At 32.3% G+C, this 24,406-nt stretch carries 22 protein-coding genes and 2 riboswitches; of the genes, 1 reads left to right on the top strand and 21 read right to left on the bottom strand.

The genetic code is table 11. The features are described from left to right. Window positions 1–2: 2 nt before the first annotated feature. The 17 genes from ABV008_RS07065 to ABV008_RS06985 form a co-directional block, all read right to left on the bottom strand. Entirely contained in the window at window positions 3–1,586 is a 1,584-nt protein-coding gene (locus tag ABV008_RS07065) for a molybdopterin-dependent oxidoreductase (protein ID WP_352419116.1), read from the bottom strand. An 11-nt stretch (window positions 1,587–1,597) separates the two neighbouring features. Then, on the bottom strand, window positions 1,598–2,464 hold the full coding sequence (locus ABV008_RS07060; protein WP_352419115.1) for a molybdopterin-dependent oxidoreductase: 867 nt from the start codon (window positions 2,462–2,464) through the stop codon (window positions 1,598–1,600). A gap of 181 nt (window positions 2,465–2,645) precedes the next feature. Continuing rightward, the gene (locus ABV008_RS07055) at window positions 2,646–8,273 is read right to left on the bottom strand and encodes an S-layer homology domain-containing protein (protein WP_352419114.1); all 5,628 of its coding nucleotides are present in this window, start codon (window positions 8,271–8,273) and stop codon (window positions 2,646–2,648) included. 173 nt (window positions 8,274–8,446) lie between these two features. Next, window positions 8,447–8,571: riboswitch (molybdenum cofactor riboswitch) on the bottom strand. Beyond that, complete coding sequence (locus ABV008_RS07050; protein WP_352419113.1) at window positions 8,564–9,196, bottom strand: BUD32 family EKC/KEOPS complex subunit; 633 nt, start codon at window positions 9,194–9,196, stop codon at window positions 8,564–8,566. Its footprint overlaps the riboswitch before it by 8 nt. Then, window positions 9,196–9,696 carry a molybdopterin-guanine dinucleotide biosynthesis protein B gene (gene mobB / locus ABV008_RS07045; protein WP_352419112.1) on the bottom strand — a complete coding sequence of 167 codons (501 nt, stop codon included), beginning with the start codon at window positions 9,694–9,696 and terminating at the stop codon, window positions 9,196–9,198. The genes ABV008_RS07050 and mobB overlap by 1 nt, the downstream gene beginning before the upstream one ends. 10 nt (window positions 9,697–9,706) lie before the next feature. Continuing rightward, window positions 9,707–10,444, bottom strand: coding sequence for an energy-coupling factor transporter transmembrane component T family protein (locus ABV008_RS07040; RefSeq protein WP_352419111.1), 738 nt, complete (start codon window positions 10,442–10,444; stop codon window positions 9,707–9,709). Further along, a complete protein-coding gene (locus ABV008_RS07035) occupies window positions 10,441–11,100 on the bottom strand; it encodes an energy-coupling factor ABC transporter ATP-binding protein (RefSeq protein ID WP_352419110.1) in 660 nt (219 codons plus the stop codon). Before ABV008_RS07035 ends, ABV008_RS07040 begins: the two co-directional genes overlap by 4 nt. Then, entirely contained in the window at window positions 11,057–11,791 is a 735-nt protein-coding gene (locus ABV008_RS07030) for an energy-coupling factor ABC transporter ATP-binding protein (protein ID WP_352419109.1), read from the bottom strand. The genes ABV008_RS07035 and ABV008_RS07030 overlap by 44 nt, the downstream gene beginning before the upstream one ends. Beyond that, on the bottom strand, window positions 11,788–12,297 hold the full coding sequence (locus tag ABV008_RS07025) for a molybdopterin-dependent oxidoreductase (protein ID WP_352419108.1): 510 nt from the start codon (window positions 12,295–12,297) through the stop codon (window positions 11,788–11,790). The genes ABV008_RS07030 and ABV008_RS07025 overlap by 4 nt, the downstream gene beginning before the upstream one ends. After that, window positions 12,287–12,865, bottom strand: coding sequence for an ECF transporter S component (locus ABV008_RS07020; protein WP_352419107.1), 579 nt, complete (start codon window positions 12,863–12,865; stop codon window positions 12,287–12,289). Before ABV008_RS07020 ends, ABV008_RS07025 begins: the two co-directional genes overlap by 11 nt. Before the next feature lie 25 nt (window positions 12,866–12,890). Further along, window positions 12,891–13,847, bottom strand: a complete 957-nt coding sequence (locus ABV008_RS07015; protein WP_352419106.1) for an alkaline phosphatase family protein — start codon at window positions 13,845–13,847, stop codon at window positions 12,891–12,893. 87 nt (window positions 13,848–13,934) lie between these two features. Continuing rightward, window positions 13,935–14,054: riboswitch (molybdenum cofactor riboswitch) on the bottom strand. Between the two features lie 143 nt (window positions 14,055–14,197). Then, complete coding sequence (locus ABV008_RS07010) at window positions 14,198–14,947, bottom strand: 2Fe-2S iron-sulfur cluster-binding protein (protein ID WP_352419105.1); 750 nt, start codon at window positions 14,945–14,947, stop codon at window positions 14,198–14,200. Continuing rightward, window positions 14,937–16,757 (bottom strand): NADH-ubiquinone oxidoreductase-F iron-sulfur binding region domain-containing protein, encoded by a 1,821-nt coding sequence (locus ABV008_RS07005; RefSeq protein ID WP_352419104.1) that lies wholly within the window; start codon window positions 16,755–16,757, stop codon window positions 14,937–14,939. Before ABV008_RS07005 ends, ABV008_RS07010 begins: the two co-directional genes overlap by 11 nt. Beyond that, window positions 16,750–17,238 carry an NADH-quinone oxidoreductase subunit NuoE gene (gene nuoE / locus ABV008_RS07000; protein WP_352419103.1) on the bottom strand — a complete coding sequence of 163 codons (489 nt, stop codon included), beginning with the start codon at window positions 17,236–17,238 and terminating at the stop codon, window positions 16,750–16,752. The genes ABV008_RS07005 and nuoE overlap by 8 nt, the downstream gene beginning before the upstream one ends. A 66-nt stretch (window positions 17,239–17,304) precedes the next feature. Continuing rightward, entirely contained in the window at window positions 17,305–19,131 is a 1,827-nt protein-coding gene (locus ABV008_RS06995) for an aldehyde ferredoxin oxidoreductase family protein (RefSeq protein ID WP_352419102.1), read from the bottom strand. Then, window positions 19,131–19,625 carry a 4Fe-4S dicluster domain-containing protein gene (locus tag ABV008_RS06990; RefSeq protein ID WP_352419101.1) on the bottom strand — a complete coding sequence of 165 codons (495 nt, stop codon included), beginning with the start codon at window positions 19,623–19,625 and terminating at the stop codon, window positions 19,131–19,133. Before ABV008_RS06990 ends, ABV008_RS06995 begins: the two co-directional genes overlap by 1 nt. 296 nt (window positions 19,626–19,921) lie before the next feature. Beyond that, window positions 19,922–20,146: a MoaD/ThiS family protein gene (locus ABV008_RS06985; protein ID WP_352419100.1), complete on the bottom strand. Its 225-nt coding sequence runs from the start codon at window positions 20,144–20,146 to the stop codon at window positions 19,922–19,924. 340 nt (window positions 20,147–20,486) lie between these two features. Here ABV008_RS06985 and rimO point away from each other — a divergent pair, with 340 nt between their 5' ends. Then, entirely contained in the window at window positions 20,487–21,803 is a 1,317-nt protein-coding gene (rimO, locus tag ABV008_RS06980) for a 30S ribosomal protein S12 methylthiotransferase RimO (protein ID WP_352419099.1), read from the top strand. A gap of 35 nt (window positions 21,804–21,838) precedes the next feature. Here rimO and ABV008_RS06975 read toward each other — a convergent pair whose 3' ends face one another. From ABV008_RS06975 to ABV008_RS06960, 4 genes are all read right to left on the bottom strand, one after another. Beyond that, window positions 21,839–22,309, bottom strand: coding sequence for an acyl-CoA thioesterase (locus ABV008_RS06975; protein ID WP_352419098.1), 471 nt, complete (start codon window positions 22,307–22,309; stop codon window positions 21,839–21,841). A gap of 78 nt (window positions 22,310–22,387) precedes the next feature. Beyond that, window positions 22,388–23,059 (bottom strand): ABC-2 transporter permease, encoded by a 672-nt coding sequence (locus ABV008_RS06970; RefSeq protein WP_352419097.1) that lies wholly within the window; start codon window positions 23,057–23,059, stop codon window positions 22,388–22,390. Continuing rightward, on the bottom strand, window positions 23,059–23,934 hold the full coding sequence (locus ABV008_RS06965) for an ABC transporter ATP-binding protein (protein ID WP_352419096.1): 876 nt from the start codon (window positions 23,932–23,934) through the stop codon (window positions 23,059–23,061). Before ABV008_RS06965 ends, ABV008_RS06970 begins: the two co-directional genes overlap by 1 nt. Further along, entirely contained in the window at window positions 23,934–24,296 is a 363-nt protein-coding gene (locus tag ABV008_RS06960) for a GntR family transcriptional regulator (RefSeq protein ID WP_352419095.1), read from the bottom strand. Before ABV008_RS06960 ends, ABV008_RS06965 begins: the two co-directional genes overlap by 1 nt. Between the last annotated feature and the right edge of the window lie 110 nt (window positions 24,297–24,406).

Here is a 24,406-nt window from a genome sequence, read left to right as displayed (position 1 = left end):
TCCTATTTCTGTACTTTAGTGATTCTTTGTACATCCTTAATTATATTACTTTCAAAAACTAAATCTGCACTTCCATCTAATGGTATTAAATAAGAGCTTTCAAGTTGTTCTTTAGATAACGGATACTCGCTCTCATTTGTATCTATTACAACAAGTTCATCTTTTTCACTTATTATCATTCCTGAAGTTTCCAACACTTCCCTTAATTTCATTGCCTTCCCTTGTTCTAGCACTTCTTCACTAATGACCTTAATCATCATTTCAGGGAAAACCACAGCATCTGTTGTTGTAGAGAAATGAGTCATTTCTTTGACATTCATTCCTAGCTTAAAAGCAGGTCCTATATTCATAGGTGCATTTTCTCCACCTACTTTTATGTAATATCTATCTCTTACCATACTAATTGTTTCATTTTTTACAAGCCCATCAGAGCCTACCATAGTAAAGAATCCATTATGATCCACATAAGGGAATTTATTTAGTATTCTCCCTATTAAATAAGACTCGTCCTTGCTTCCATAATATTCATAATCATAAGGCTTAATATCTCTTACTAATGTATCAAACATATGAACTGATTGAATATCTTTAGTGGAAATGCTTTCATATAAATCTATTTTACTAACCATTTTAACCCAATAAACGCCCATTTCGTCTGGTATAACAATTCTGACAGGCTTTTCTTCTCTAAGAATCTCTTCTCCATTAAATTCAATACCAAGTATTATATCTCTATTTTGAATAATATCTTTACTAATCATAGTGTAATAATTATCTCTACCAGTAACTCCTATGGCTTCAAAATCATTTATATCTATCTCATTCTCCTCAAGAATATCCTTTAAAAGTGGTCCTGATGCTTGTATATCAATCTTTACACCAGTAGTCCTTTGTAAAATCGTATCTACAGTAACTTGCTCAAACCCCTTTAGTTCTTCAATATTCACTCTTAGGGAGTTTTCTTCAGGCCAGTTGATTGAGAAGCTGTTTTCATCTTTGTCCCACATTTCTTGTGCTATTGAATTGGAAATAGCTTCTTTTCTTACTCCATCTTTGAGATAATTCCAAGTCCCTATAGCAGAATTTACATTGTTCACTACTACTTGGCTTGAAATACTAGCACCAGTTACTTGGATAATATCTGTAGGCTTCTCAGGATCTAAAACTACTAAATTAAGGTATTCAAGTAGTCCTAAATTTTTGAATCTTTCTGTAAACCAATTCTCTTTTATGTGATCAGCATAATCTGGAGTATCTCCTTGCTCTAGAATCTTGATTCCAGCTGTTTGTCCCAGTTCATTGTCTATCACTACAAGGGTTCTTATGGTTCCTACATAGCCAGTACCTGAGGTTATAAAAGCGCCAGGAAGTCCATTAATGCTATAAACCTTTTCAACTGAAGGAAAGTTTTCTTGAATAAATTTATCACTTACTGCTTCTTTCATAAGCTTTATATTTTCTGCTCTAGGTAATATTTCTCTTATCATGGCTTTTTCTTCACGTCCATCATTTGTATACCATAGAGCTCCTCCTATTATAAGACAAAGTACAACTAAAGTAATAAAGTAAATATTATTCCTTTTCATTTATAGCACCCCTAATCAATTATTATCTTAGCTATATTTTGTACCCATTGGGGTTTGTTCACATCACCTGGTTCTATTTGTCCAATAACTAGTCTAAAAGGTAATCCTCTCGCTTCATCATAATCTTTGCCATTCTCATGCCAAGCAATTATTACTGGATATTTTTTACTAGGATCTTGTTCATCAATATAATCTTCCTTCAAAACATCTTCTATTGTAAGTTCTATTTCGTACCCATCAGATGCTATAAATTTTACTGTTGTAGCACTTTCTTTTATTTTTACCTTTTCCAAAAGTCCTTTCATTCTAATTCCCTTAAAAGAGAAGTATTCTGTTGTTCCAAAACTGTTTAGTGAAAAGAAATCATCTTCATAGTAATAATCAGTCATTCTTTTTATTTCATCTAAGGATAATTTTATAGGATTATCTACTCCTGTGCCGCTTAATTCTAAAACCACTTTATCTACTGTATCTTCTTCATCTATGCCTGAGTCTACAATAGAATTAGTTGACTGCTCTGAGTCATTTGGTTCTGTATTATTTTCTTTTTCTGGCTCAGATTTAATATCTAACTGAGATTTCTGCTCATCGTCTTTGTTAGCATCCGCTTTAGATTCAGATTGATCATCAGTTTTATCTTTATCTTCCTCATTTGCTACTTCTTCATTCTCTTCGGTGTCTTTACTAACTTCACTTTCAAACTCTTCTTGCTCTGCTTCGGATACTTCGCCAACTTGTTTCACAGGCTGTTCAACCTGAGAGTCTTCTCCTAGATTCTCATTGCCTACAGAAGGAGTTTCGCTATTACTACAAGCTGTTAAGAGGAATATTAAAAAAATAGATATAATAATTGTTACTTGTTTTTTTCTTGTAAACATATATACCTCCCCTAATAGTATTTAGAGCAAGCAGACGTCAGGCTGCGCAAAAACTGTCACCCTGAGCAAAGAGAATGGGTCTCAAATGGCTCAAAGTACAGATTCTTCACTGAGATCAGAATGACAAAAAGTGAGTTTTTGCGCAAGCAGGCAGGCTACTTGCTCTAAATATTTATATATTTTACTTTATTTCAGAATAAAGCTTATAGATTATTGTTGATGCTTCAGCTCTTAAAGCTAAACCCTTAGGCGTAAAGGTTCCGTCAGGTTTCCCATTGATAATTCCTAAAATTTGCATATTATCAACGGCATCCTTAGCCCAAGCACTGATTTGAGAACTGTCTTTAAACTCTTTGTATACTTCTTTTTCTGGCAATTCTATTTTCATAGTCTTGATAAAATTCGAAGCCATAACTGCCATTTGTTCTCTAGTAATTAAGTCATCTGGTTTAAATTTATCATTTCCAATACCAGATGTTATTCCTTTTTCTGCTGCCCAATTAATATAATCTGTATACCATTTGCCCTTTTCGACATCCTTAAATATGTCTGAACTTGCTGCTTTTAGGTCAACATCTCCAAGTAAGCTTACAAGCAGCTTGACAAATTCTGCTCTTGTTATATTTCTATTCGGACTAAATGTATTTTTGCCTGTTCCATCTACTATACCTCTTGAGTATAAATATTCTATATGACTTTCTGCCCAATGACCTTTAATATCTGTAAACTTACTAGGCTTTCTAAAGATATCGTCTGATAGAGCAGTAGCTACTCCACCGTTACTTCCAGCCCACACAGCATCTTCAGTAACTAATATTGTCCATATTGAATCCAAGCTGCTAGTGTCTGCCCAGTCCAAATTTGCACTATTAAATTTCTTGTTTATTTTTTTAGGCTCTTTACTGAAAAATATTCCTTGTGTACTAGTTCCAAACCAAAGACTTCCCTTATGGTCCACAGTTAATGTTCTTATTTCTGAATTATCCTTTAATTCATTAGGCAATAAATCATGTCCAATATATTTTTCTTTAATTTCTCCATCTGGAGCTATATAATCTACTCTTCCACCAACATTCTCCATGGTAGAATAAGAGCCTGACATGACTACCCAAACTCCACCTTCAGAATCAATAGATAAGTTTCTTACCCATTGATCTGCAAATTTTGTATTTTCTTTGTCTTTATATACCTTTATCTTCCCTTCACTATTTAAATATGCATATCCACCACTATAAACATTTGAATCTGCATCTACAGCATCAGGATAAGCTCCAATCCATACTCCGCCTTTATCATCAACCTTTAAAGTGCTAACAGATTGAGCTGGTAGTCCGTCTTCTTTAGTCCAACTATTCCATTTATTTTCTAAAGGATTATATTTATTTAATCCTAGAGCTGTTCCTAACCAAACCATTCCATTATTATCTACTTCTACAGTCTGTACAAAATCTGATAAAAGCTTGCTTTTTGTGTTTTCTTTAGTGTACTGTGTTAATATTCCGTCTTTAAGATAAGCTACCCCATTTTGATTCTTAGGGTCCATTCCTCCAAGCGTTAACCAAACTCCACCAGTTTTATCTATAGCTATGTCGTTAATGTAGGTTCCAGGTAAAGCTATATCTGATTCCTTGTTGTAAACAGTTATTTTACCAGTGGAATCTATATAAGCTGCCCCGCCGCCATAGGTTCCTATCCAAGCTCCACCTTTGTCATCAAGAGTAATTACTCTAACTCCTGCCATAGGTAATCCATTTTCTTCTCCACTTAAATAAGTAGTAAAGACTTTTTCTGTAGTAGGAGCTGCTCCAGAAGCATTTCCATCAACTACAATTTGTACTACATTTTTCAAACATGCTCCTTGATTCAAGTGAGTAATCATTCTTATTGGTCCACCATCATTACCACTAGTATAGCCATCACTATTAGTATCAGTAACTAATGGTTTACCATCTCCTGCATAAGACAATATGATTTTCTTTCTATCTAATCCATCTGCAATTCCATTTTCCAATGCATCCTTACCGAATACAGATAGAACATCTCTTGAGAATCCATCTGAAGCTACTACCTTTACAGCAGTAAATTCAGCACCAGGTTTAAGACCTGCTTTTTCTGTGATTAATTTCCACAAATCTATACCTTCATGTTGATGCTCACCGATGTAAGTATAAGAATCTCTTATAATAATATCATCCATAGCTTCAAGCTCACGAAGAGTATATTTCTTAGGCTCAACTAAGGCACTTCCTGTTATCTCTAAAGTAGTCTTATCTAAATACTGGCTATATGTTGGACTCATATCATGCTTCCAACTAGTTGTAGCAGAAGCTTTCACAGTGATTTTAGCTACGTCTTTAATCATTTTAGATGAATTAATATCATCTGCAGATTTCTGACCAACTACTAAGCATATTGGTCCCCTTGAATTATTATATGCTTTATCATAGCCAGCTGAATCCTTGCTATCTACAAGAGGCTTACCATCCTCTAAATTAACATTATCTACAGAACTTGAGCCATAGGCTAATATAACTTTTAGATTCGATTCATTAGTTACACTGTTTATATAATCTGCTTTCATTATGTCATCTAATGGTAATGTCAAGCTATATCCATCACTAGATGTAATAACAACTTCACTAGCATTAGATTGTAGACCTACATCAACAGATCTTAAGAAGCTGTATAAATCTATTCCTCTATATCTAGTCTGCTGTTCAGAGGTTTCTTTTTTGATATTATAGTTTCCTGTTACTACTATAGATTGCTTTCCTTCTAAGTCAGAAACTTTAAATGTCTTAGGTGTACTAAGTTTAGTTCCTGGTCCTTCTACAGTAATAGTCTTATCAGCTAATTGGTTATATGGAGATTCTAAATGTGCATATTTGTCAGGTTGTAAATTAATTGTTATAGAAGTAACTCCACTTAAAGATATAGCTGTGTTGTTAGCTTTCTGCTCTTCTGTCTGAGGCAAAATCATCATTAAAGGCCCGCCATCATTTTTAACATTAATCTTTTCGCCTGTACCATCTATATATGAGCTTTCATATCCAGCTGAATTTTTATCAAAGACCATAGGTGTTCCATTTTTAGCAAAAGCAAGTATTGAAGAGCCAGACAATATTTCATCTAAAGTAACTGTAATAGATGAATCGATACCAGTAAAGGTTACTGTTCCTTTATTTCCTGGAATCTCAATTTTTTCTTTTAAGAAATATCCTAAATTAACTCCTTCATATAAGTCTTCATATACTTTGTCACCTTTTTGAACACCATAAAAATCTTTTATTTTAGCTTTTATTCTTTCTTTATTAGAAACAGTAGAGCCATAAATCATATTCTCAATATCTGCAACTTTATAGCTTTGATTTTTTAAGGTGCTTCCATCCATACCTATTACTTTAACTGCTACTTCATTTGATGCAAGAGCTTTATAATCTTTATTAGAATTTCCAATATGGGCACTGTAATTTACTTCGTTACCAACAATTATCTTTTCTAATAATTTTGCTTGTTTTGAACCATTAGCATGAGAATATTCTATTTTACCAGATATAATACGAAGAGGTCCTCCATCATTTCCAAGTCCGCTTTTATATCCATCTAAATCATTATCAATAACATAAGGATAGCCATTGACTCCATATGCTACTAATACAGGATAACCTGTAGACCTTAAATCATCAGCTGGCTTGGAAACATATTTCCCATCATTTAAATCATTAGGATTCTTTTCATAATATCCGAATAATGAAGGATCTGCTATCTGACCAATTGTAAATTTGTCAAAATCTTTATAACCATCGGTTGCAGTAAATTGAACTAAAGTACTGGAATCTTTGCCTTTTGCCATAGTTTCTGGGATTCCAGCTTTCTTTAATAGATTCCAAAGCTTAACTCCTTCATATTCATTTACATACCAATATGTTGAGTTAGAAAGGCTATACTCATCTCTATGTCCCATTCCATCAGGAACTAGTGCTCCATCCTTGTATTCAACCATATCTTCTAATTGCTGTACTGTATAATTTACTTCTCTACCTAATTTATCTCCTGTAAGGCTTATTATATATTGAGAATTCTCTGGTGTATCATAAGGTGTCTTGTCATGCTTATATCCTGGCGAATCATTTTCTGCTACATAAACGTAGGCAACATTCCCAAACTTTGTATATTCTGGGTTTGGATCTATGTTAAAAATAGATTTATCATATACTAGCTTGATACAACCATCTTCATTTCCTAATTTTGAATCTGCTCCTGCTCCTCCATCATATACAAATGGTCTAGTATTAGTCCCATCCGCAATTGATGTTCCATATGCTATTATAATTGGCTTTCCTTTTGCCTCTGCTTCCTCAACCTGAGCTAAAGTGAACTCTGCTATACTCTGTCTTACCCTGTTTTTCAAAATAACTTTATAGGCAGTATCAGTAAGCTTTATTCCTGTAGTGCCAGACTTCATATTTTTTAATAGATGGTTTAGATTAATACCTTCATACTTAAGAGTTACTTCACTACCATCTCTTAAATCTACATAGTCTCCACGGAATGCTCCTGCATCTTGGCTTTCTAGCTCACGGATAGATACAGGAATACTTGTTTCAAGACCTGGTCCTTCAAAGGTTAAAGTAGCTCCTGTTATGGCATCAACATCATATGGAGCATCTCCTTCTAATCCTCCGTTAGTGATATGCTTATATGAGCTAGTTGAATAATCTACTCCACTCGATGATGAAACTTTTATTTCATTTACTAGCTTTATCTGTTGTCCATTTTGACTATAAATTCTAAAATATCCTTCAATAGAAGAGTCATTTTTTGCTGTATCATATACTGCTTTTACGTCGCTTTCGCTTGTCCCTACTTCATATACTAATACATATTGGTTTGAAGCATCTCTAATATCTGCTATTGTTACAGGATCATTAGGATATCCATCAGCTGCTATGAATTCAACCTTATCCTTATCGTCATAATCTTTAAATAAGCTACTTAAAGGTACTCCAACAACGTAATTAGTTTCTGGTCCTGATTTTTTCATATATGTCCAATTGCCACTTACTCTAGGCATTAAGAGAATATCTGCTTTAGTATACTCCTTATTTCCTATCTTGAATACAGTTGGCATCTCACTTCCAACAAGTATCTTATGTATTGTCTTATTAAATAGTGGATTGCTTTGCTCATTTACATGCTGCTGTCCTACCATAAGTAATGGTGCATCATCATCTGAAAGCTTTTCTAAAGAAGAAGTCTGTGGAATTACATCTGATGCACCCCTTTCTCCAGCTCTTTCAAAAGCAAGGATTGTATCTACTGTTACTTTTCCTGTCTCAACTCCATTACTTAGCTTTGGAAAATAATATCTTTCTAATCCAAAAGAAGGTGTTATAAGTTTCTTAGAAGTTGTTGAGTCTCCTTTAAATGTTGGGTCAAAGGTAACTTTATATCCATCTCTAGCCACAAAAGCAATAGGATACTCATTATACTTATCTTTTATAAAATTAGATTTGCTTAGTAAATCATTTACTTTCACACCTCTTCCGAGAAAGATGCTCTTAGTAGGTGTAGTATTAATTGTTGAATACAAATTAGTTGCCTGTGTCATAGACAATAGCTCATTTAGTGTGTATGATCTTTCATTAGAAGATCCTATGCCATCACCTGTAACAACTATAATTGGTTGCTCTGTTTCAGGTTTCCAGCTTTCAGCATAGGCAATACTATTTGAAAGTCCAGGAGCTACTAATCCTAACAACATTACAAAAGCTACTATGAATGATAAGCTCTTTTTAAAACATTTCATAAATTTTCCTCCTTTATTGCATTAAATGTTTAATTCTCAATACTTAAAATAGAATACCTCCAGAAAAGCTCAATTTGCTTAAAGCAGATTGCCGAAATCTTTGATTTCGTAATAGTCACTTTTGCAGTAGCTCAAAAAAGTAAAACTTCTTTTAAACAAAAAGAAGTCTTCAAAAATACATCAACATCACCCCTTTTCGCACTGGAAGGTAATGTAGTTTCCCACATTGCCCTATCGTTTTAAACATCATGCAGGTATAACTCTGTTTAGATGAATAAAATCGGAGTATTTTATTTAGTTTTGTTATTTATTGCTCTTCTTTTCTCAGCCTCTGTAGTGGCTAAAAGAAGGAAGCTGTCCATATCTTTAAGCTTTTTCTTTGAATAATTTTCATAGCTTTCCAAGAACCTGTTCATCATAGTATATTTCTCTTTTTTAAATGAAGGTTCATTTCTAAGTATGAAAAAACAGATATTTGATAAGTCTAATCTTATATCACCATATCCAACTTCCTCAAAGTCCAGCCCGTAAATATTGCCATTGCTATATATAAAGTTCCTGAGGTTTACATCCTTTTTTAAAAGACTATTCTTACCCTTTTTTATATCATGTAGTTTTGTCATCCACAATGCAAGCTTGTCTAACCATTTTCCTATCTTCAATCTATCTACTAAATCCACAACAAGTTCACCTTGAACATATTCCATAATGAGACTATCTTTATTCTTATATAATATTTCCGGAACTAATATATCAGAATCTTTAAGCATATTTATATTATCATACTCTATATCTAATAATTTTCTATTTTCTAAGCTGTATTCTTTTAAAATAGCAAGTCTTTCACTTGTACCTTCCTTGAGATTTATCAAATATACTTTATTCCTTTTGCTTTTCAATCTTTTCAACATTTCGAAATCCATTACTTACTCTCCCAATCCTGCACTGTACTTTCCACTAAATCTGTTAGCATTTCTATATTATTCATTGCATTAATGACAGGAAGATTATTATATTCTAATAATCCATTACTGATTACGCCACTTAATGCAAAGACACTTGAATTCATTCGCTTATTAATATCTTTTATTGAACCAGCACATAGTATTTTAGGTACATCAAAATCTGTAACTCCTTCTAATATGACAAAATCCTGATTATAGTATTTTAATATATCTTCCATTGGCAATCTTTCTTTATATAGTATATTGGTTTCATAAAGTCCTCTAGCAGATACTAAATCTGCCCCCGCCTTTCTATGTCTATCTGTATTAGACCCTTCAACCTCCATTGTAAATTCTTCATAATGAATTTCCTTTACTGTTCCTACAGAGTATCCACGTTTTTTTAATTCTCTTATAAGCATTTCTATAGTTGTTGTCTTACCTGACTTCGAATATCCATAAACAGAGAAAATCTTCATCCTAGTCCTCCTAACCGATGATATTAAATTGTAATAAAATAATCATAAGTGCAATTAATGTAGTAGCAAAAATAAGTACATAGTCAATTTTCCTCATTTGAAGTTTACAATAAGAGGTTCTACATTCATAAGCTCTAAAGCCTCTACTTTCCATAGATATTGATATGTATCTGGCTTTATCTAATGCCTTTACTATTGAAGGCATTAATATATATTTATATATAGAAATTTTCTCTTTCAAAGGTACTTTTTCTAAGCTGATTCCTGATAATTGTACTGCTATTACTGAATTCAAAAATTCTTCTCTAAATATAGGAAGGAATTTTATAGCTATCAAAACCATAAAAGCAATTTCATAAGGTAGTTTCATAGCTATAAGTCCATAGATGGTTTTCATAATTGGAGAAGAAGCAATTATTAAAGCAGAACATATTATTATAGTCATTCTAATAACAACTGAAATTCCACTTACAAGTCCATCTGTAGTTAGTATTTTTATATTTCCTATAGCTAATACAGGTTCTCCACCTGAAGTGAAGATGCTCTGTATGAAAGCTAATACAAAAAAGAATGTCCATAATTTCTTAAGCTTTTTTGCAACCTCTAACAAATCTATTGACAATACCTTACATATTAGGAATGTAAGTGACAGAAGTACTATTAAAAGAAGCAACTCATCTATAATAATGGCAATAGCAGAAATCAAAAAAACTATTATCAATTTAGTTCTAGGGTCAATATTTATCAAATAAGTTCAACTCCTTCTGACTTTAATATTAGGAGTTTGTCCACATGTTTGTTCAAAAAACCTCTATCATGGCTTATAATTAAGTATCCTATACCTTTTTGCTGTATTATAGATAAATATTTCTCTAGTTGATTAATTCTCAAAATATCAAGGCTTGTAGTAGGTTCATCTAATATTAAAAATTCAACTTCTCTAGATAGTACAGAAGCCAAAGCCAATCTCTGCTTTTCTCCTATACTTAAATTTAAGGGACTATGGTCTTTGTGCTTATCTAATTCAAAAATATACAACAAGTGCTTAATTTTTTCATCTATTTGATCCTCTTCAATATCTTTATTGTATCTAATGCTAAAGTACATTTGGTCTTTCACCGTTGGACAGAATAATTGAACCTCTGGATTCTGAAAGACATAACCAACCCTCTTTCCTATATCCGATAATGACAATTGCTTTATGTTTTTACCTTGAAGGTATACTTCCCCACTTTGAACCTTCAAAATTCCCATCATAATATTTGCTAATGTTGTTTTACCACAGCCATTTGGTCCAATAAGCCCTATATTCTGATTCTTTTCTATATTAAAGCTTACGTCCTTAAATAATGTTTCAGTCTTATTGTAAGAAAAACTTATAGAGTCTATTGTATAAAAACTCATGGCTTTGACCACCTTCAATTCTATCTATTATTGTTCCATCTCTCATAAGTAAAATACTATCTGCAATTATTAGATTTTCAACTCTATGGTCAATAAGCACAATAGTCTTTCCTTTCTTACTTAACATCTCAATTGCATTAATAACTAAATTTCTATTTTCCTCATCTAATTGAGATAATGCCTCATCTAATATGATAATTTCTGGGTCTAAGCTAAGCACTGAAGCAATTGCCACTAAGTGTTTCTCTCCCCCGGAAAGCTTAGATGGATTTTTATGTCTTAAATGTTCTATACCAAGTGTTCCTAAAGTATTCGCCACTATTCTATGAATGTCATCATATGAAAAGCATAAATTCTCTAATGCAAAAGCAATTTCTGCTTCTGTAGTAGGAAGAAACAATTGATTATCTACATTTTGAAATACAACACCTATCTTTTGAGATAAATTTGGCAGAGAAAATTCTTTTATATCTTTACCATCTATCAATACAATTCCATGTAATTTGCCAAGTATGCTCTTAGGTATGATACCACTTAAACAAAAGGCTAATGTGCTTTTACCGCAGCCACTTAATCCTGCAATAGCTGTTATGCTTCCTCTTTCTATATTAATATTGATTGAATCCAGTACTTTTTTATGTTCCTCAGAATAAGAAAAAGATAGCTCTCTTGTCTCTAATATAGTTCTCATTCCACTATTACCTCAGAAACGTATTTGCACCATCTCTGACTAAATGGGTCAGATTTAACTACTAGCTGAATAGGGCCGCTACCACCACTTTTCATAGTTCCAAGTTCTTTACCATCTTTTTCAAAAACTAAATATGATGTATTTCCCATTATCTCCTCTGGAGGTATAGCTACTACATACCCGTCTAACCCTTTAACCATTATCTTTGTAGAACTTAATATGACCTCATCACTTATAGATGCTTCATTTAATACTTCTTTAAGCAATACTCCTTTATATTTACGTGCAGCAGGTCCAGAGCTAGAAGTATCTTCAACTGCACTGAATTCTTCATAATCTAAGCTAGTAATTTCTTCAAAACTCAACTCTATTGAATTTTCTCCTGATATAAATTTTACAGTTCCTTCATAACCACTTACATCTATACTTCCTTTGTTTAAAAAGGCTAAAACAAGTGTTGCAATTGCTAATAATACAATTACGAATATAACACTTTTATTTTTCACTGACATCACCTTGCCTATTTGTGTTATTTATAATATTTGTCTTTCTCAACTCTTTGGCAATTTTGTATGCTATAAGACCCCCAAGCCCACCTGATAATGATGCTGCACTTAATGATAAAAGTAATGGAATTAATGGCAGTCTAAAAAATGCTAATGAAGACAAAAATGTTCCAGAAACATTAGCTATCAATCCAAGAATAAAAAATACTGTTGTACTAAAAAATCTTTCTCTTGCTAATTTTGCTCCAACATCAACCATAACTCCAGGTAAAGTATATGTAATAATGCTAATTGCTCCATGTGTACCATATGCACCTGTTATAATAACTAGTAAAGCTTGTATGAATCCTATAAGAGTTCCTGTACCTATCTTTCCTGTTATGCCTATACCTAAAACCAGCCATAGCATATAAAAACCGCCTGCTGCTGCACCGCCGGGAATAAAAAGCGGACCAGTTATTATGTGTATTAAAGGCACTATTATGGGCTTTATTGCTATACCTAAAGCCGAAGTCAATGCTATGATCACTAAATCAAACATTGAAAATCTATTTAAAAATCTCTTCATAGTCCATCCCTACTTTATTTTAAAATTATTCTTTGACTATTATGGGTATAAACATATCTAAAGATAAAAAGGTACCATGTTCTCCTCCATTCCCTACATTATGCATACCATGGTCTGACGTTATTATTACTTTTCCTGAAAATTTACTTACCATATTCTCTACATAAGAATCCAATACTTTAAGCTGTTTTAAAGCTTGTGTAGAGTCAGGTCCATACTTATGTCCAAAATCATCATATGAATGAAAATGAACTAAAAGTACATCTGTTGGATTTTCTAATTCTATCATTGCAGTTTCATAAATCTCATCATCAATAGTATCATTTTTGTTTTCATCTATATTTAAAACAGTCTCAACTTCATCAATGACTATTCTCATATTACCTTCGATTATCTTTGAGCTCTTTCCTTGCTGTGAAGCTATGTCGAATATGGTATCAACCTCTAATTTCTTTTTATCTCTACTATGTATCCCTGTATATTTTGGCGTTTCTCCAGTTACCATAGACGTAAATGTTACATCTGTTATTGACGGATATACAGTAAGTGCTTTAGCTCCCTTTTCTAATGTAGATATATAAGGCAAGTATCCTAGATTGATAGATTCCTCGTAGAGTTCATATCCTAAACCATCAATATATATTATTAGAATGCTATCATTTGATTCTAAAGACTTTAAAACCATATCCTTTATATCAGTAATACTTTTATTTGGAGGGTTATCAACTATTCCTATAGGGTTTTTCACAGTAAAATCATTACACTTAACTATTACATTATTTAAAATAGAATTACTTACTTCTAAATTTTCAGTATATAAGACGTCTCCATCTTCAGTATATATGGCATAGCCATTTGTTTTATCTTCAGATCCTTTAATTATCTGGACTTCCCTTACATCTTTAGAATATATAAAAGTCAAACTAACTACACAGACAAGTAAAATTATTATAAATAATAAAACCAAATATTTTTTTCCCATGTAATCTCCTCGTTTATTTTTATAAGCACAAAAAAAGTAGTTTCAAAAGGAAACTACTCACTAGCCAATAATCAAAGAATTATAAAGCTGGTTTGCTCGCTGTTTCCTTTCCAAATACGGGAGGCATAAATATTTCTATTTATACCTAACGGTTATCCACCATATTAAATATAACTTAGGTAAAATAACTCGGAAACTTTCAATTGCTATATTAATAATATCCATAAATATTTTCTATAAATACTTTCTATATAACTCTTAAATCTCCTCTTTTTTGTTAGTAAGTTGTCAACTTAAAAAACATTAAATAAAAATACCAAGACAACGCAGTGTCTTGGTATTAAAATAAACTATAGTTTTTCAAAAACTTCCTTGAACTTCTCACCTGTCAACTTTCTTTTGCAGTCTTCACATAATGGTTCTTCAATTATTATGTCCAGCTTATTATTAGCATAATGAAAAGCTTCATTTGTTGTATAATATCTGCCACATTTAGAACACTTAATTAAATCAAATGTTCTATTCCATATTATTCTCTTTCCATCTTTATCTATTAAGCTTATTGCTTTGGTAGGACAGACCTCTGCACAGGCTCCACATCCTATGCAATCCTTTGAAGCATCGTCATAAGGAGTAGATACCTTTTTAGTTGTACCTCTATTGACCATTGATATTGCATTGGTTCCCATGGTTTCACATGCCTTAACACATAACCCACATAAAACGCAGTCTTCTTTTTCATCAGTATTCATATATCTTTCAGGTGCTACAACTCCATATTCTTTTGCCAAATTCTTAATATATTCATTATTAGGAGTCCTTAACAGTAGAAGCATAATAATATTTTTTCTCATTTTTAATATCTTATCAGAGTTGGTTATTACCTCTACGCCATCTTTAATTGGATATACGCATGAAGAAACGACTTTTGTCCTATGTCCTTCTTTTACTTCCACAAGACATAATCTACATCTTCCTAATCCCTCAAATCCTTTTTTATGACAAAGACTAGGAATATTTATATTGTTTCTTTTGGCTAATTCCATAAGTGTTTCTCCTGCTTTGCCTTCATAATAGTTTCCATTTATTTTAAGCTTCAACTAGAGCACCTCCAGTCTTTACTGCACCAACTGCACAATTAGTAAAACAAGTACCACATTTAATGCATTTATCCTTATCTATGGTATGAGGTTCTTTCCTATTGCCAGTAATAGCATCTACAGGACACTTCTTAGCACATAAGCCACATCCTATACATTTTTCTTTGTCTATATAATAGCTAGTTAGATTTTTACATACTCCAGCAGGACATCTTTTATTTACTATATGCTCAATATATTCATCTTTAAAATATTTAATGGTGGTTAAAACTGGATTTGGTGCTGTTTTCCCTAAGCCACATAATGAAGCTTCTTCAATAGTTTCGCCTAACTGGAGAAGCAGGTCTATATCCTCTAGCTTCCCCCTGCCTTCTGTAATATTGGTAAGTATCTTAAGCATAGTATTTATGCCTTCTCTACATGTGGTACATTTGCCGCAGGATTCTTCTGAAAGAAACTCCATATAGTATCTAGCTATTTCAACCATACATGTAGTGTCGTCCATTACTATAATCCCACCAGAACCCATCATTGAACCTATACTACTTAATGAATCGAAGTCAAGAGAAACATCTAATTGCTCTTTAGGAATACATCCTCCAGACGGCCCTCCTGTTTGAACAGCCTTATATGGTCTATTCTTTATTATTCCTCCACCTATGTCAAATACAAGTTCTCTTAATTTAGTTCCCATAGGTACTTCAACTAAACCAGTATTTTTTACTTTTCCTACTAAAGAAAAGACCTTAGTTCCTGAATTTCCTTCTTTCCCTATTTTCTTAAACCACTCTGCTCCATTTACTATAATTGGAGGTATATTAGCCCATGTCTCTACATTGTTTAAGACAGTAGGTTGATCCCACAATCCTTTTTCTACACTTCTTATATATTTAGCTCTAGGCTCTCCAACATTTCCTTCAATAGAAGTCATTAGAGCACTGGACTCACCGCAAACAAAAGCTCCTCCGCCTCTAACAATTTCCAAATCAAAATCAAATCCACTATCAAGTATATTTTTACCTAAATATCCGTACTTTCTGGCATTATCAATAGCCTCTTGCATATTCTTCCTCGCAAGCTGGTACTCGTCTCTAATATATAGATAGCCTTTGTGGAAACCTATGGCATATCCACATATAATCATACCCTCTATTACAGTATTGGGGTCACCTTCCATTATACTTCTATCCATAAAAGCTCCAGGGTCACCTTCATCTCCATTGCATACTACATATTTAGGAAAGCTATCATAGCCAGCACAGGTTCTCCACTTTCTGCCAGTTGGGAAGCCTGCTCCACCCCTACCTCTTAAGCCTGAGCTTTCGATTTCTGTTATCACTTCATCAGGACTCATCTCAAATAAAACCTTTTTTAATGCTTTATATCCTTCTCTTTCTATATAATCCTCAATACTTAATGGATCTATTTCACCAATATTTCTCAGAGCAATCTTATGTTGATGCTTATAAAATGAAGCTTCCTTATGGGACTTTATTTTTTTCTTTTCATTAGTGTCGAAATATAATAGCCTGTCTATTACTTCACCTTTTAATATGGTTTTTTCCACTATCTCATCAACATCATCAACTGAAACTTTGAAGTATGAAATATCATCTGGGATTATTTTTACTACTGGTCCCTTTTCGCATAAACCATTGCAGCCTGTTGATTTTATTAGTGGTTGTACAGAAATCTCTGTGCCCTTTAATTTTTCATTAAGTCTTTTATAAATTTCATAGCTGTTATTTGCTAAGCAGCCAGTTCCGCAGCATACTAATATCTTTCTATCATTATCACTAACATTACTCATTTGTACCTGCCCCCTTATACTTATCTATAACAGTTTTGACTTTTTCTTTTGTCATATTACCATAATATTTCTCGTTTACAACCATAACTGGAGCAAGGGCACAAGCACCTAAGCAGTTAACTATTTCAATTGAAAACAATCCATCTTCTGTGGTTTCTCCTGGTTTTATCCCTAAAACTTCTGTTACTTCATCTATTAATGTGTTGGAACCCCTTATATGACATGCAGTTCCATTGCATACCTTTATAACATATTTTCCCTTTGCTTTTAAGCTTAGTGCTTTATAAAAAGTTGCAATACTATATATATCACTTATAGGTAGACTTAAATATTCTGAAACAAAACCCATGACTTCCCTTGGTATAAAGCCATATTCCTTTTGTACGTCTTGGAGTATTGCTAAAGTGTATCTCTTTTCACTAGGATATTTTTTCAGTATTTCTATCGATTCTTTATAACCATTAATGGAATCAGTGTTCATAGTCATCACCCTTAGTTAAATATTTAGAACATCCACTATTTGCCATAGTGGATGTTCTATAATTGTTTAGCAGCTAGCTTCTATAGCTTTTGAATCTATTTTAAGATCATCAATTTTTACATCAGTTGGAATACCATGCTCATCCCAACCTCTTAATTGATAATATTCATCTAGCATTTTATCTAGTTCAGCTACTTTACCCTTTGCAGGTCCAGTAGTTACAGATTCATTAAGAAGTCTATTAGGTAATGTATCATCTTCTCTAGTAAATCCTGCTTCAATATTAAACAATCTTTCTAGGTTCCAAATTCTTTCGCCTATTTCAAGTATCTCTTCATCAGATAGCTCAAGTCCTGTAGCCCCCCTGAGCATACTTGCAATTTCAGGCAATCCTATACCAAATGTAGTAAATAAGCAAATATCTGATGAATCAACCATAGCAGTTAAGTCTTGGAAAGTCTTTAGTAAAGCTGCTTTACCTTCTGTTACTAAAGGATCAGTTTTTACTGGTATCCCTAATATTTCAGGTGAAGTTAGGTATCCTCTAACGTGACATCCACCACGATTACTAGTTGCATATTCTAATGCCATACCTTGTATAGCTCTACCGTCATATGCAGGCATTTCTTGCTTCTTAACACTCATAGATAGTTCAGAATGTCCATATTTTTCTGCCATCCTGTATGAACCCTCAGCCATTATATCTCCAAATCCTTCTCTATAACCTGTTCGTTCAGTCCACTTTATCATACTTTCTATATCACCAAATTTTAGCTCTTCACCTAGGTCGTCTTTGGTAATTATACCCTTTTCATACATTTCCATTGCACAGGCTATAGTAGCACCCATAGTTATAGGGTCAAACCCTAATAAGTTACATATATGGTTAGCAGTATCTATAGCGTTCATATCATTTATGCCACAATCTGCTCCAAATGACCAGCCTGCTTCATATTCTGGTCCTGCAACTATTCCTTTATATTTTCCATCAGGTATTCTAACAACTCTTCCACATCCCATATTACATGCAAAACAAGCTTTATTTCTAACTAAGTAGTTTTCAGTTAAATATTCTCCACTAATTTTGTCAGCGTCTTCAAACCATGAAGTTTGCCAGTTATTTGTAGGTAGTGAATGAGCCTCATTTAATATATTCATAAGAACTTGAGTTCCATAAGCAGCAAGTCCTTGTCCTGTTACTGGATGGTTTTTCAATTTATTTCTTGCATCAAATGCAGCCTTTTTGAATTCTTCTGCATTTGCTACATCTACACTATTTGTACCTCTCACCACAACAGCCTTAAGGTTTTTAGAACCCATAACAGCTCCAAGACCAGATCTACCTGCAGCTCTATCCTTGTCGTTCATAACAGTTGCAAATAAAACTAATTTCTCTCCAGCTGGCCCTATACAAGCAACCTTTGCATCCTCTTCATTTTCTTGAACTAATAAATCTGTAGTTTCAAAAACATCCTTGCCCCATAGATGCTGTGCATCTTTAAGTTCTATAGTATCGTCATTAATATGCAAATATACAGGTGTATCAGATTTTCCCTCGAATATGATGCCATCATAGCCAGCAAATTTTAATTCAGGACCAAAATGTCCACCTGAATTTGATGCACCAATAGTTCCTGTTAATGGTGCTTTTGCTACTACATTAAATCTTCCCGCAGATGCTGCAAATGTTCCTGTCATTGGTCCAGTCATAAATATTAGTTTGTTTTCAGGACTTAATGGGTCTACTTTAGGGTCTATTTCGTCACATAAGATTTTTGAGCCTAATCCTCTTCCACCAAGATACAATTTTGCATCATCCATATTTAGCTTCTCAATGATTATTTCCTTGTTACTTAAATTAACTCTTATTAATTTCCCAGTCCATCCAAACATTATTTAGCCACCTCCCCAAATACTTCTTTAAACTGGTTAGCAATATTCTTCCTTTTCTGTAATGAGCTATCTAATTCCTTGTACTCTATTGCTCCGCCAGAACATAGTTTTACACACTGAGGATCACCATCGCACAAATCACATTTCACAATTTTCTTAAGTCTTGAGCTATAAGTGATGTTTCCAAATGGGCAAGCACTAACACACATTTTACATCCTATGCATTTTTCACTGTCAACTTTAATAGTACCGGTCTTTTCTTCTCTTGAAATTGCGTTTACTGCACAAACCTTCATGCACTGAGGATCCTCACATTGCATGCACATCATAGGAACTTGTACAGCAGCTTCATCATAAAATAGTACTGAAATAGCTGAATCCTTTGGGTTAAACTTATTAGTTTTGTTAAATGAACAAACAAGTTCACAGGTTCTGCAGCCCGTACATTTGTCTGGAGAAATAACTATACCTTTAGCCATTTTACCTCTGGTCACCAATAATAGGTGCCAGAACCACCTCCTTTATTTTTTTAATAGATAAAATTTAGTACTATGATTAATTTTGCATTTACAACTTTTATATAGAAGTTACATATTAAGACTTTGGAGTATGATAAAATGTAACTTCCACTAAATAATGCAAAAAGGGATTCATACACATCAAAATCTTGATATATATGAATCCCTTTGCGCACCGGCAGGTGTAAAAATTACTTTTTACGCCCTATCGTTCATAAAGGCCTTAGGAAAGGTCAATTATGAATCGGGATATTATATTAAGTTGTAAAATTTTATCCTCCTCCGATAGGAGGAAATAGTGCCAGAACATCTCCATCTTTAAGCTTATTGTCTATGCCACTGTGTCTTCCATTAACTAAAACTATTCCAAGTTCTTCTTCCTTGATTTCTATTTGCTCAATTATTTCTCTTATGCTTATTTCTCTATTAATTTTTAAGTGTTTACTCTTCCATCTGCCCTTTCTAAATGTAGCAAATAACCTTACCTCAACATCCATAAAAAAACCTTCCTTGTAAAAATAATAAAAGTATAAATGTGAACTCAACAACGAATTCGAACCTTCTAGAATAATTCCTTTATTCTTTAATAAATTGTATTGTGTTTATAATAAATATATTCAACGTTAAAATCTATAATCCTCCATTTTTTTATTTTTTTAAAACTTTTTTTGACTCTAATACATCAAGTTTTATAGTCTTGATTTTGAAAATGCATTTTTTGAATTTTCATTTTTAAACATTTTTAAAAGTAGAATTACTTTGACTTTTATGGTAAAATAATAGACATTAAAAAAATTGCTTAGAAGATAATTGTTTATTTAGAAAGGAAAAATAAAAATGAATGTAGGATTTATTTCATTAGGTTGTAGTAAAAATTTAGTAGTTACAGAAGAAATAATCGGATTATTTAATAGTCATAATTTCAATATAGTAAATAATGCAAAAAATGCAGACATAATAGTTATTAATACCTGTGGGTTTATAGAGTCTGCTAAGCAAGAAGCAATAAATACAATATTTGAAATGGCAAAGCTAAAAAAGAAAAGATGTAAATATTTAATTGTAACTGGGTGCTTAGTTCAAAGATATAAAGAGGAATTAGAAAAAGAAATCCCTGAAGTAGATTTGTTCTTAAGTATAAGTGATTATGAGCACATATGGGAAGAAATTAAAAAACTGTTGGGTTTGGAAAAAGATGACAAAGCTATGTTAGACTTTAACAATAGGGTAATAACCACAGGAGATAATATGGCATACCTTAAAATAGCTGAAGGCTGTAATAATAATTGTACCTATTGTGCTATTCCATACATTCAGGGGCCATATATATCTAGGCCAATAGAAGATATAATAGAAGAAGCTAAGCTCCTTGCAAAAAAAGGAATAAAAGAGCTTATAGTTATAGCACAAGATACTACAAAATATGGAATCGATTTATATGGAGAATCAAAACTTGCTGAGCTTTTAGAAGAACTTTGCAAAATAGAAGAATTACAATGGATAAGATTCCTTTACGCATATCCGGAAAGTATAACAGATGAATTAATTAATGTAGTAAAAAATAACGATAAGATTTGTAACTATTTTGATATACCAATTCAGCATATATCAGATACAGTATTAAAAAGAATGAACAGAAAAAGTGATGGTGTAAGTATTAGAAATCTAATAGATAAAATTAGAAATGAAATACCAGATGTAATTCTAAGAACTACACTAATAGTAGGCTTCCCAGGCGAAACAGAAGAAGATTTTAATGAATTATATGAATTCGTAAAAGAGTCAAGATTTGATAAGCTAGGAGTATTCACTTATTCAATGGAGGATAATACCCCTGCAGCAAGACTAAAAAACCAAATTGATTATGATATCAAAAATAGCAGATACGATAAAATAATGAAGCTTCAAGAACAAATCTCAGAAGACAGCTTAAATAAAAAGGTTGGAAATGTTTATAAGGTATTAATAGAATCATCAACACCAGATAATGAGTATTATATAGGCAGAACTTATATGGATGTGCCTGATATAGATGGAGTAGTGTTAATAAAAAATAATGGAGATAATAACTTAATAAATGAATTTGTAGAATGCAAAATACAAGAATCTATAGAATATGACTTAATTGGTGAAATATATAGCAAAATAGATTAAATCTATTTTGCTATTTTTTTAGGAAAAAGGTAATTTTATTTATGTTTTTTTTCTAAATAACGTTTCTTCCCTGCTTCAAAGAAACTTTGTTCTTCTTCATTAGTTAATTCTAAAGAAGGCACAGTAGTAGGTCTGCCATTATCATCTAGAGCCACCATAGTAAAGTAAGCTGTTGATGCTAGTTTAGGTTCCCTTCTATTTCTTATGTCTTCTACAATGACTTCAACATAGACTTCCATAGAACTATTTCCAACAAAACTCAACTTCCCTGTACAGGTTACTAAATCACTTATATGTATAGGATAATGGAACTCCAATCCATCTACTTTTGCAGTAACAATATTTGCTTGGGCATGTTTAGTTGCTACTATTCCTGCAACATCATCCATCAATTTCATAATTTCTCCTCCATGAACATTACCAGCTATATTGGCATGTTCTTGTCCCATTAAGCTTCCAATACTTGTTTTAGATTCCTCGACTTTTTTAGCTTTAATAATAATCACCTCTTCTATCGTAGTTTTCTAAGCACAAAGGAAAAAAATAGGTACGTTATTAATTATAACATACCTATTTTTGAAACTTTACATTATTTTATTTTTTTTAAATTGATTTATACTGACTAGCATTGTTAATAGGTAAATTATTAATGATAGCCCTACTATTATCAAAGTTGAGCCAAACAAATTAGATAAAAACTTTTCTAAAGCTATTTCTAATTCACCAGATTCAATGAAGCTTGGTTTAGGAATATACTTTACAAGTGATGATATAATACCAGGTAAAAAGAAAAATCCGAAGAAGAATAACCTTGATATATTAATAGCCTTGGCAGCGCCATATTTAAAAATAAAGATATATAATATTCCTGTAAATATAAGGGCAAAACCTGCGCCTATTAGTACTACACTTCTTGAAAGGCTATCAATTACAATTCTACCCCCAGATAGTTTTGCTATGATAAAATAGAATAGTACACCAGTAGTTGCCAGTAGTAAGGCAGTTAAATATTTGCTTAATACTATTTTACATGGCTTTATAGGAAGAGTTCGTAGTAACGAATATCCCTTGTTTTTATCTTCAGTATATTCATTCCTCACTACCACACCATAAACTAGCAAAAAAATAAATGCTGCTGACATTGCTATCCCCATGTCATTTAAGGAAGAAGAAACTATAAATACTAATCCGATTAAAAAATATAGAAGTATAGTCTTTCTTGATTGATAAAGGTCTTTATATATTATATATAACATTATTTTGCCCCCTTTACTAATGATATAAGTATCTGGTCTATACTTGTATTTTCAACTCTTACAATATCTTTTTCTATATATGGATTAAGTATACTTCTCATTTCTTCAAATCTATCAGTTAACCCTGAAATGCCAAAAAAATTTTTTTCAACTCCCACAAGTTTACTTCTCACTTCAATAATTTCGTATCCATTCTTTATGTGTATAGTTTTCCATTTTTCTAACAGTTCATCTTTTGGAGCAGATAAGACAATCCTGCCATCGATTAAGTATGTTACATAATCTGCTATTTTTTCAACGTCTTCTGTTATATGAGTTGAAAAAAGTACTGATTTATTTTCATCTTGTATTACTTCTAAAAGAATTTTAAGTATTTCACTTCTGACAACTGGATCAAGTCCTGATGTAGGTTCATCTAGTATTAAAAGTTCTGGATTATGGGCTAAAGCTAGAGCTAAAGAAAGTTTTACTCTCATTCCTTTTGAAAGTTCCTGAATCTTTTTAGTACTGCTTACATTAAATCTTTTTATTAAACTATTGAATTTTTCTCTATTCCATTGCTTATAATGTTGAGAAATAAACTTTTCCATCCAATTTACAGTCATATCCTCATAGAAAAACTGCTCTTCTCCTACATAACCTATTTTATTTTTTATCTCTTCTTCAGAGCTTTCATAGTCAAGACCAAACAATTTAATCTTACCTCTATCATAGTTTATTAGATTCATAATCGCCTTTATTGTTGTAGATTTACCAGCACCATTAGGTCCAATTAGTCCCATTATATAGCCCCTTGGAAGATTTAAAGAAATATCTTTCAAAGTAAATTCTTTATACACCTTTCGTAAATTAGAAATTTCTAGAATATTGCTCATTATTTATCCTCCTCTAATTCTTTTAAGATATTTATAATATCACTTACTTCTATATAGTACCTGCTGGCTTCATCTGTTATTTCTTTGAGCCTTCCTCTTATCTCGCTAAGCTTTTTCTTTCTTAGGCTTTCTTTGTTTATTGGAGTTACAAAAGAGCCTAATCCAGGACGTGTTACTATGTATCCTTCATTTTCTAAATCTGCATATGCTCTTTTTATTGTAATAACACTTATATTAAGCTCATTTGCCATAGCTCTTATAGAAGGTAAAAGCTCGTCTTCCTTTAAATCTCCTATCACTATTGCATGAACTATCTGATCTTTAACTTGTTTATATAAAGGATCAGGGTTAGTATTAGACAAGGTTATAAACATTTCATCACCCTAACTGTATATATAGTATATATACAGTATATTGTTTATATACTGTTATGTCAATTATTTTAAAATTATTTACAAAAAATTAAAAAGTT

Origin of the sequence: Proteiniborus sp., assembly GCF_040308045.1 — a bacterium.
Lineage (GTDB): Bacteria > Bacillota > Clostridia > Tissierellales > Proteiniboraceae > Proteiniborus.
The sequence above is the reverse complement of the archived record's forward strand: the minus strand, read 5'-3'. Positions and strand labels throughout refer to the sequence as shown.

Coding starts and splice junctions, on each gene's coding strand:
- ABV008_RS07015 (WP_352419106.1), bottom strand. CDS start 13,847: ATGGGAAAAAAATATTTGGTTTTATTATTTATAATAATTTTACTTGTC.
- ABV008_RS06970 (WP_352419097.1), bottom strand. CDS start 23,059: ATGTTATATATAATATATAAAGACCTTTATCAATCAAGAAAGACTATA.
- ABV008_RS07055 (WP_352419114.1), bottom strand. CDS start 8,273: ATGAAATGTTTTAAAAAGAGCTTATCATTCATAGTAGCTTTTGTAATG.
- ABV008_RS06985 (WP_352419100.1), bottom strand. CDS start 20,146: ATGGATGTTGAGGTAAGGTTATTTGCTACATTTAGAAAGGGCAGATGG.
- nuoE (WP_352419103.1), bottom strand. CDS start 17,238: ATGAACACTGATTCCATTAATGGTTATAAAGAATCGATAGAAATACTG.
- rimO (WP_352419099.1), top strand. CDS start 20,487: ATGAATGTAGGATTTATTTCATTAGGTTGTAGTAAAAATTTAGTAGTT.
- ABV008_RS07035 (WP_352419110.1), bottom strand. CDS start 11,100: ATGAGTTTTTATACAATAGACTCTATAAGTTTTTCTTACAATAAGACT.
- ABV008_RS07065 (WP_352419116.1), bottom strand. CDS start 1,586: ATGAAAAGGAATAATATTTACTTTATTACTTTAGTTGTACTTTGTCTT.
- ABV008_RS06995 (WP_352419102.1), bottom strand. CDS start 19,131: ATGTTTGGATGGACTGGGAAATTAATAAGAGTTAATTTAAGTAACAAG.
- ABV008_RS07020 (WP_352419107.1), bottom strand. CDS start 12,865: ATGAAGAGATTTTTAAATAGATTTTCAATGTTTGATTTAGTGATCATA.
- ABV008_RS06965 (WP_352419096.1), bottom strand. CDS start 23,934: ATGAGCAATATTCTAGAAATTTCTAATTTACGAAAGGTGTATAAAGAA.
- mobB (WP_352419112.1), bottom strand. CDS start 9,696: ATGAAGATTTTCTCTGTTTATGGATATTCGAAGTCAGGTAAGACAACA.
- ABV008_RS07060 (WP_352419115.1), bottom strand. CDS start 2,464: ATGTTTACAAGAAAAAAACAAGTAACAATTATTATATCTATTTTTTTA.
- ABV008_RS07030 (WP_352419109.1), bottom strand. CDS start 11,791: ATGAGAACTATATTAGAGACAAGAGAGCTATCTTTTTCTTATTCTGAG.
- ABV008_RS07005 (WP_352419104.1), bottom strand. CDS start 16,757: ATGAGTAATGTTAGTGATAATGATAGAAAGATATTAGTATGCTGCGGA.
- ABV008_RS07050 (WP_352419113.1), bottom strand. CDS start 9,196: ATGGATTTCGAAATGTTGAAAAGATTGAAAAGCAAAAGGAATAAAGTA.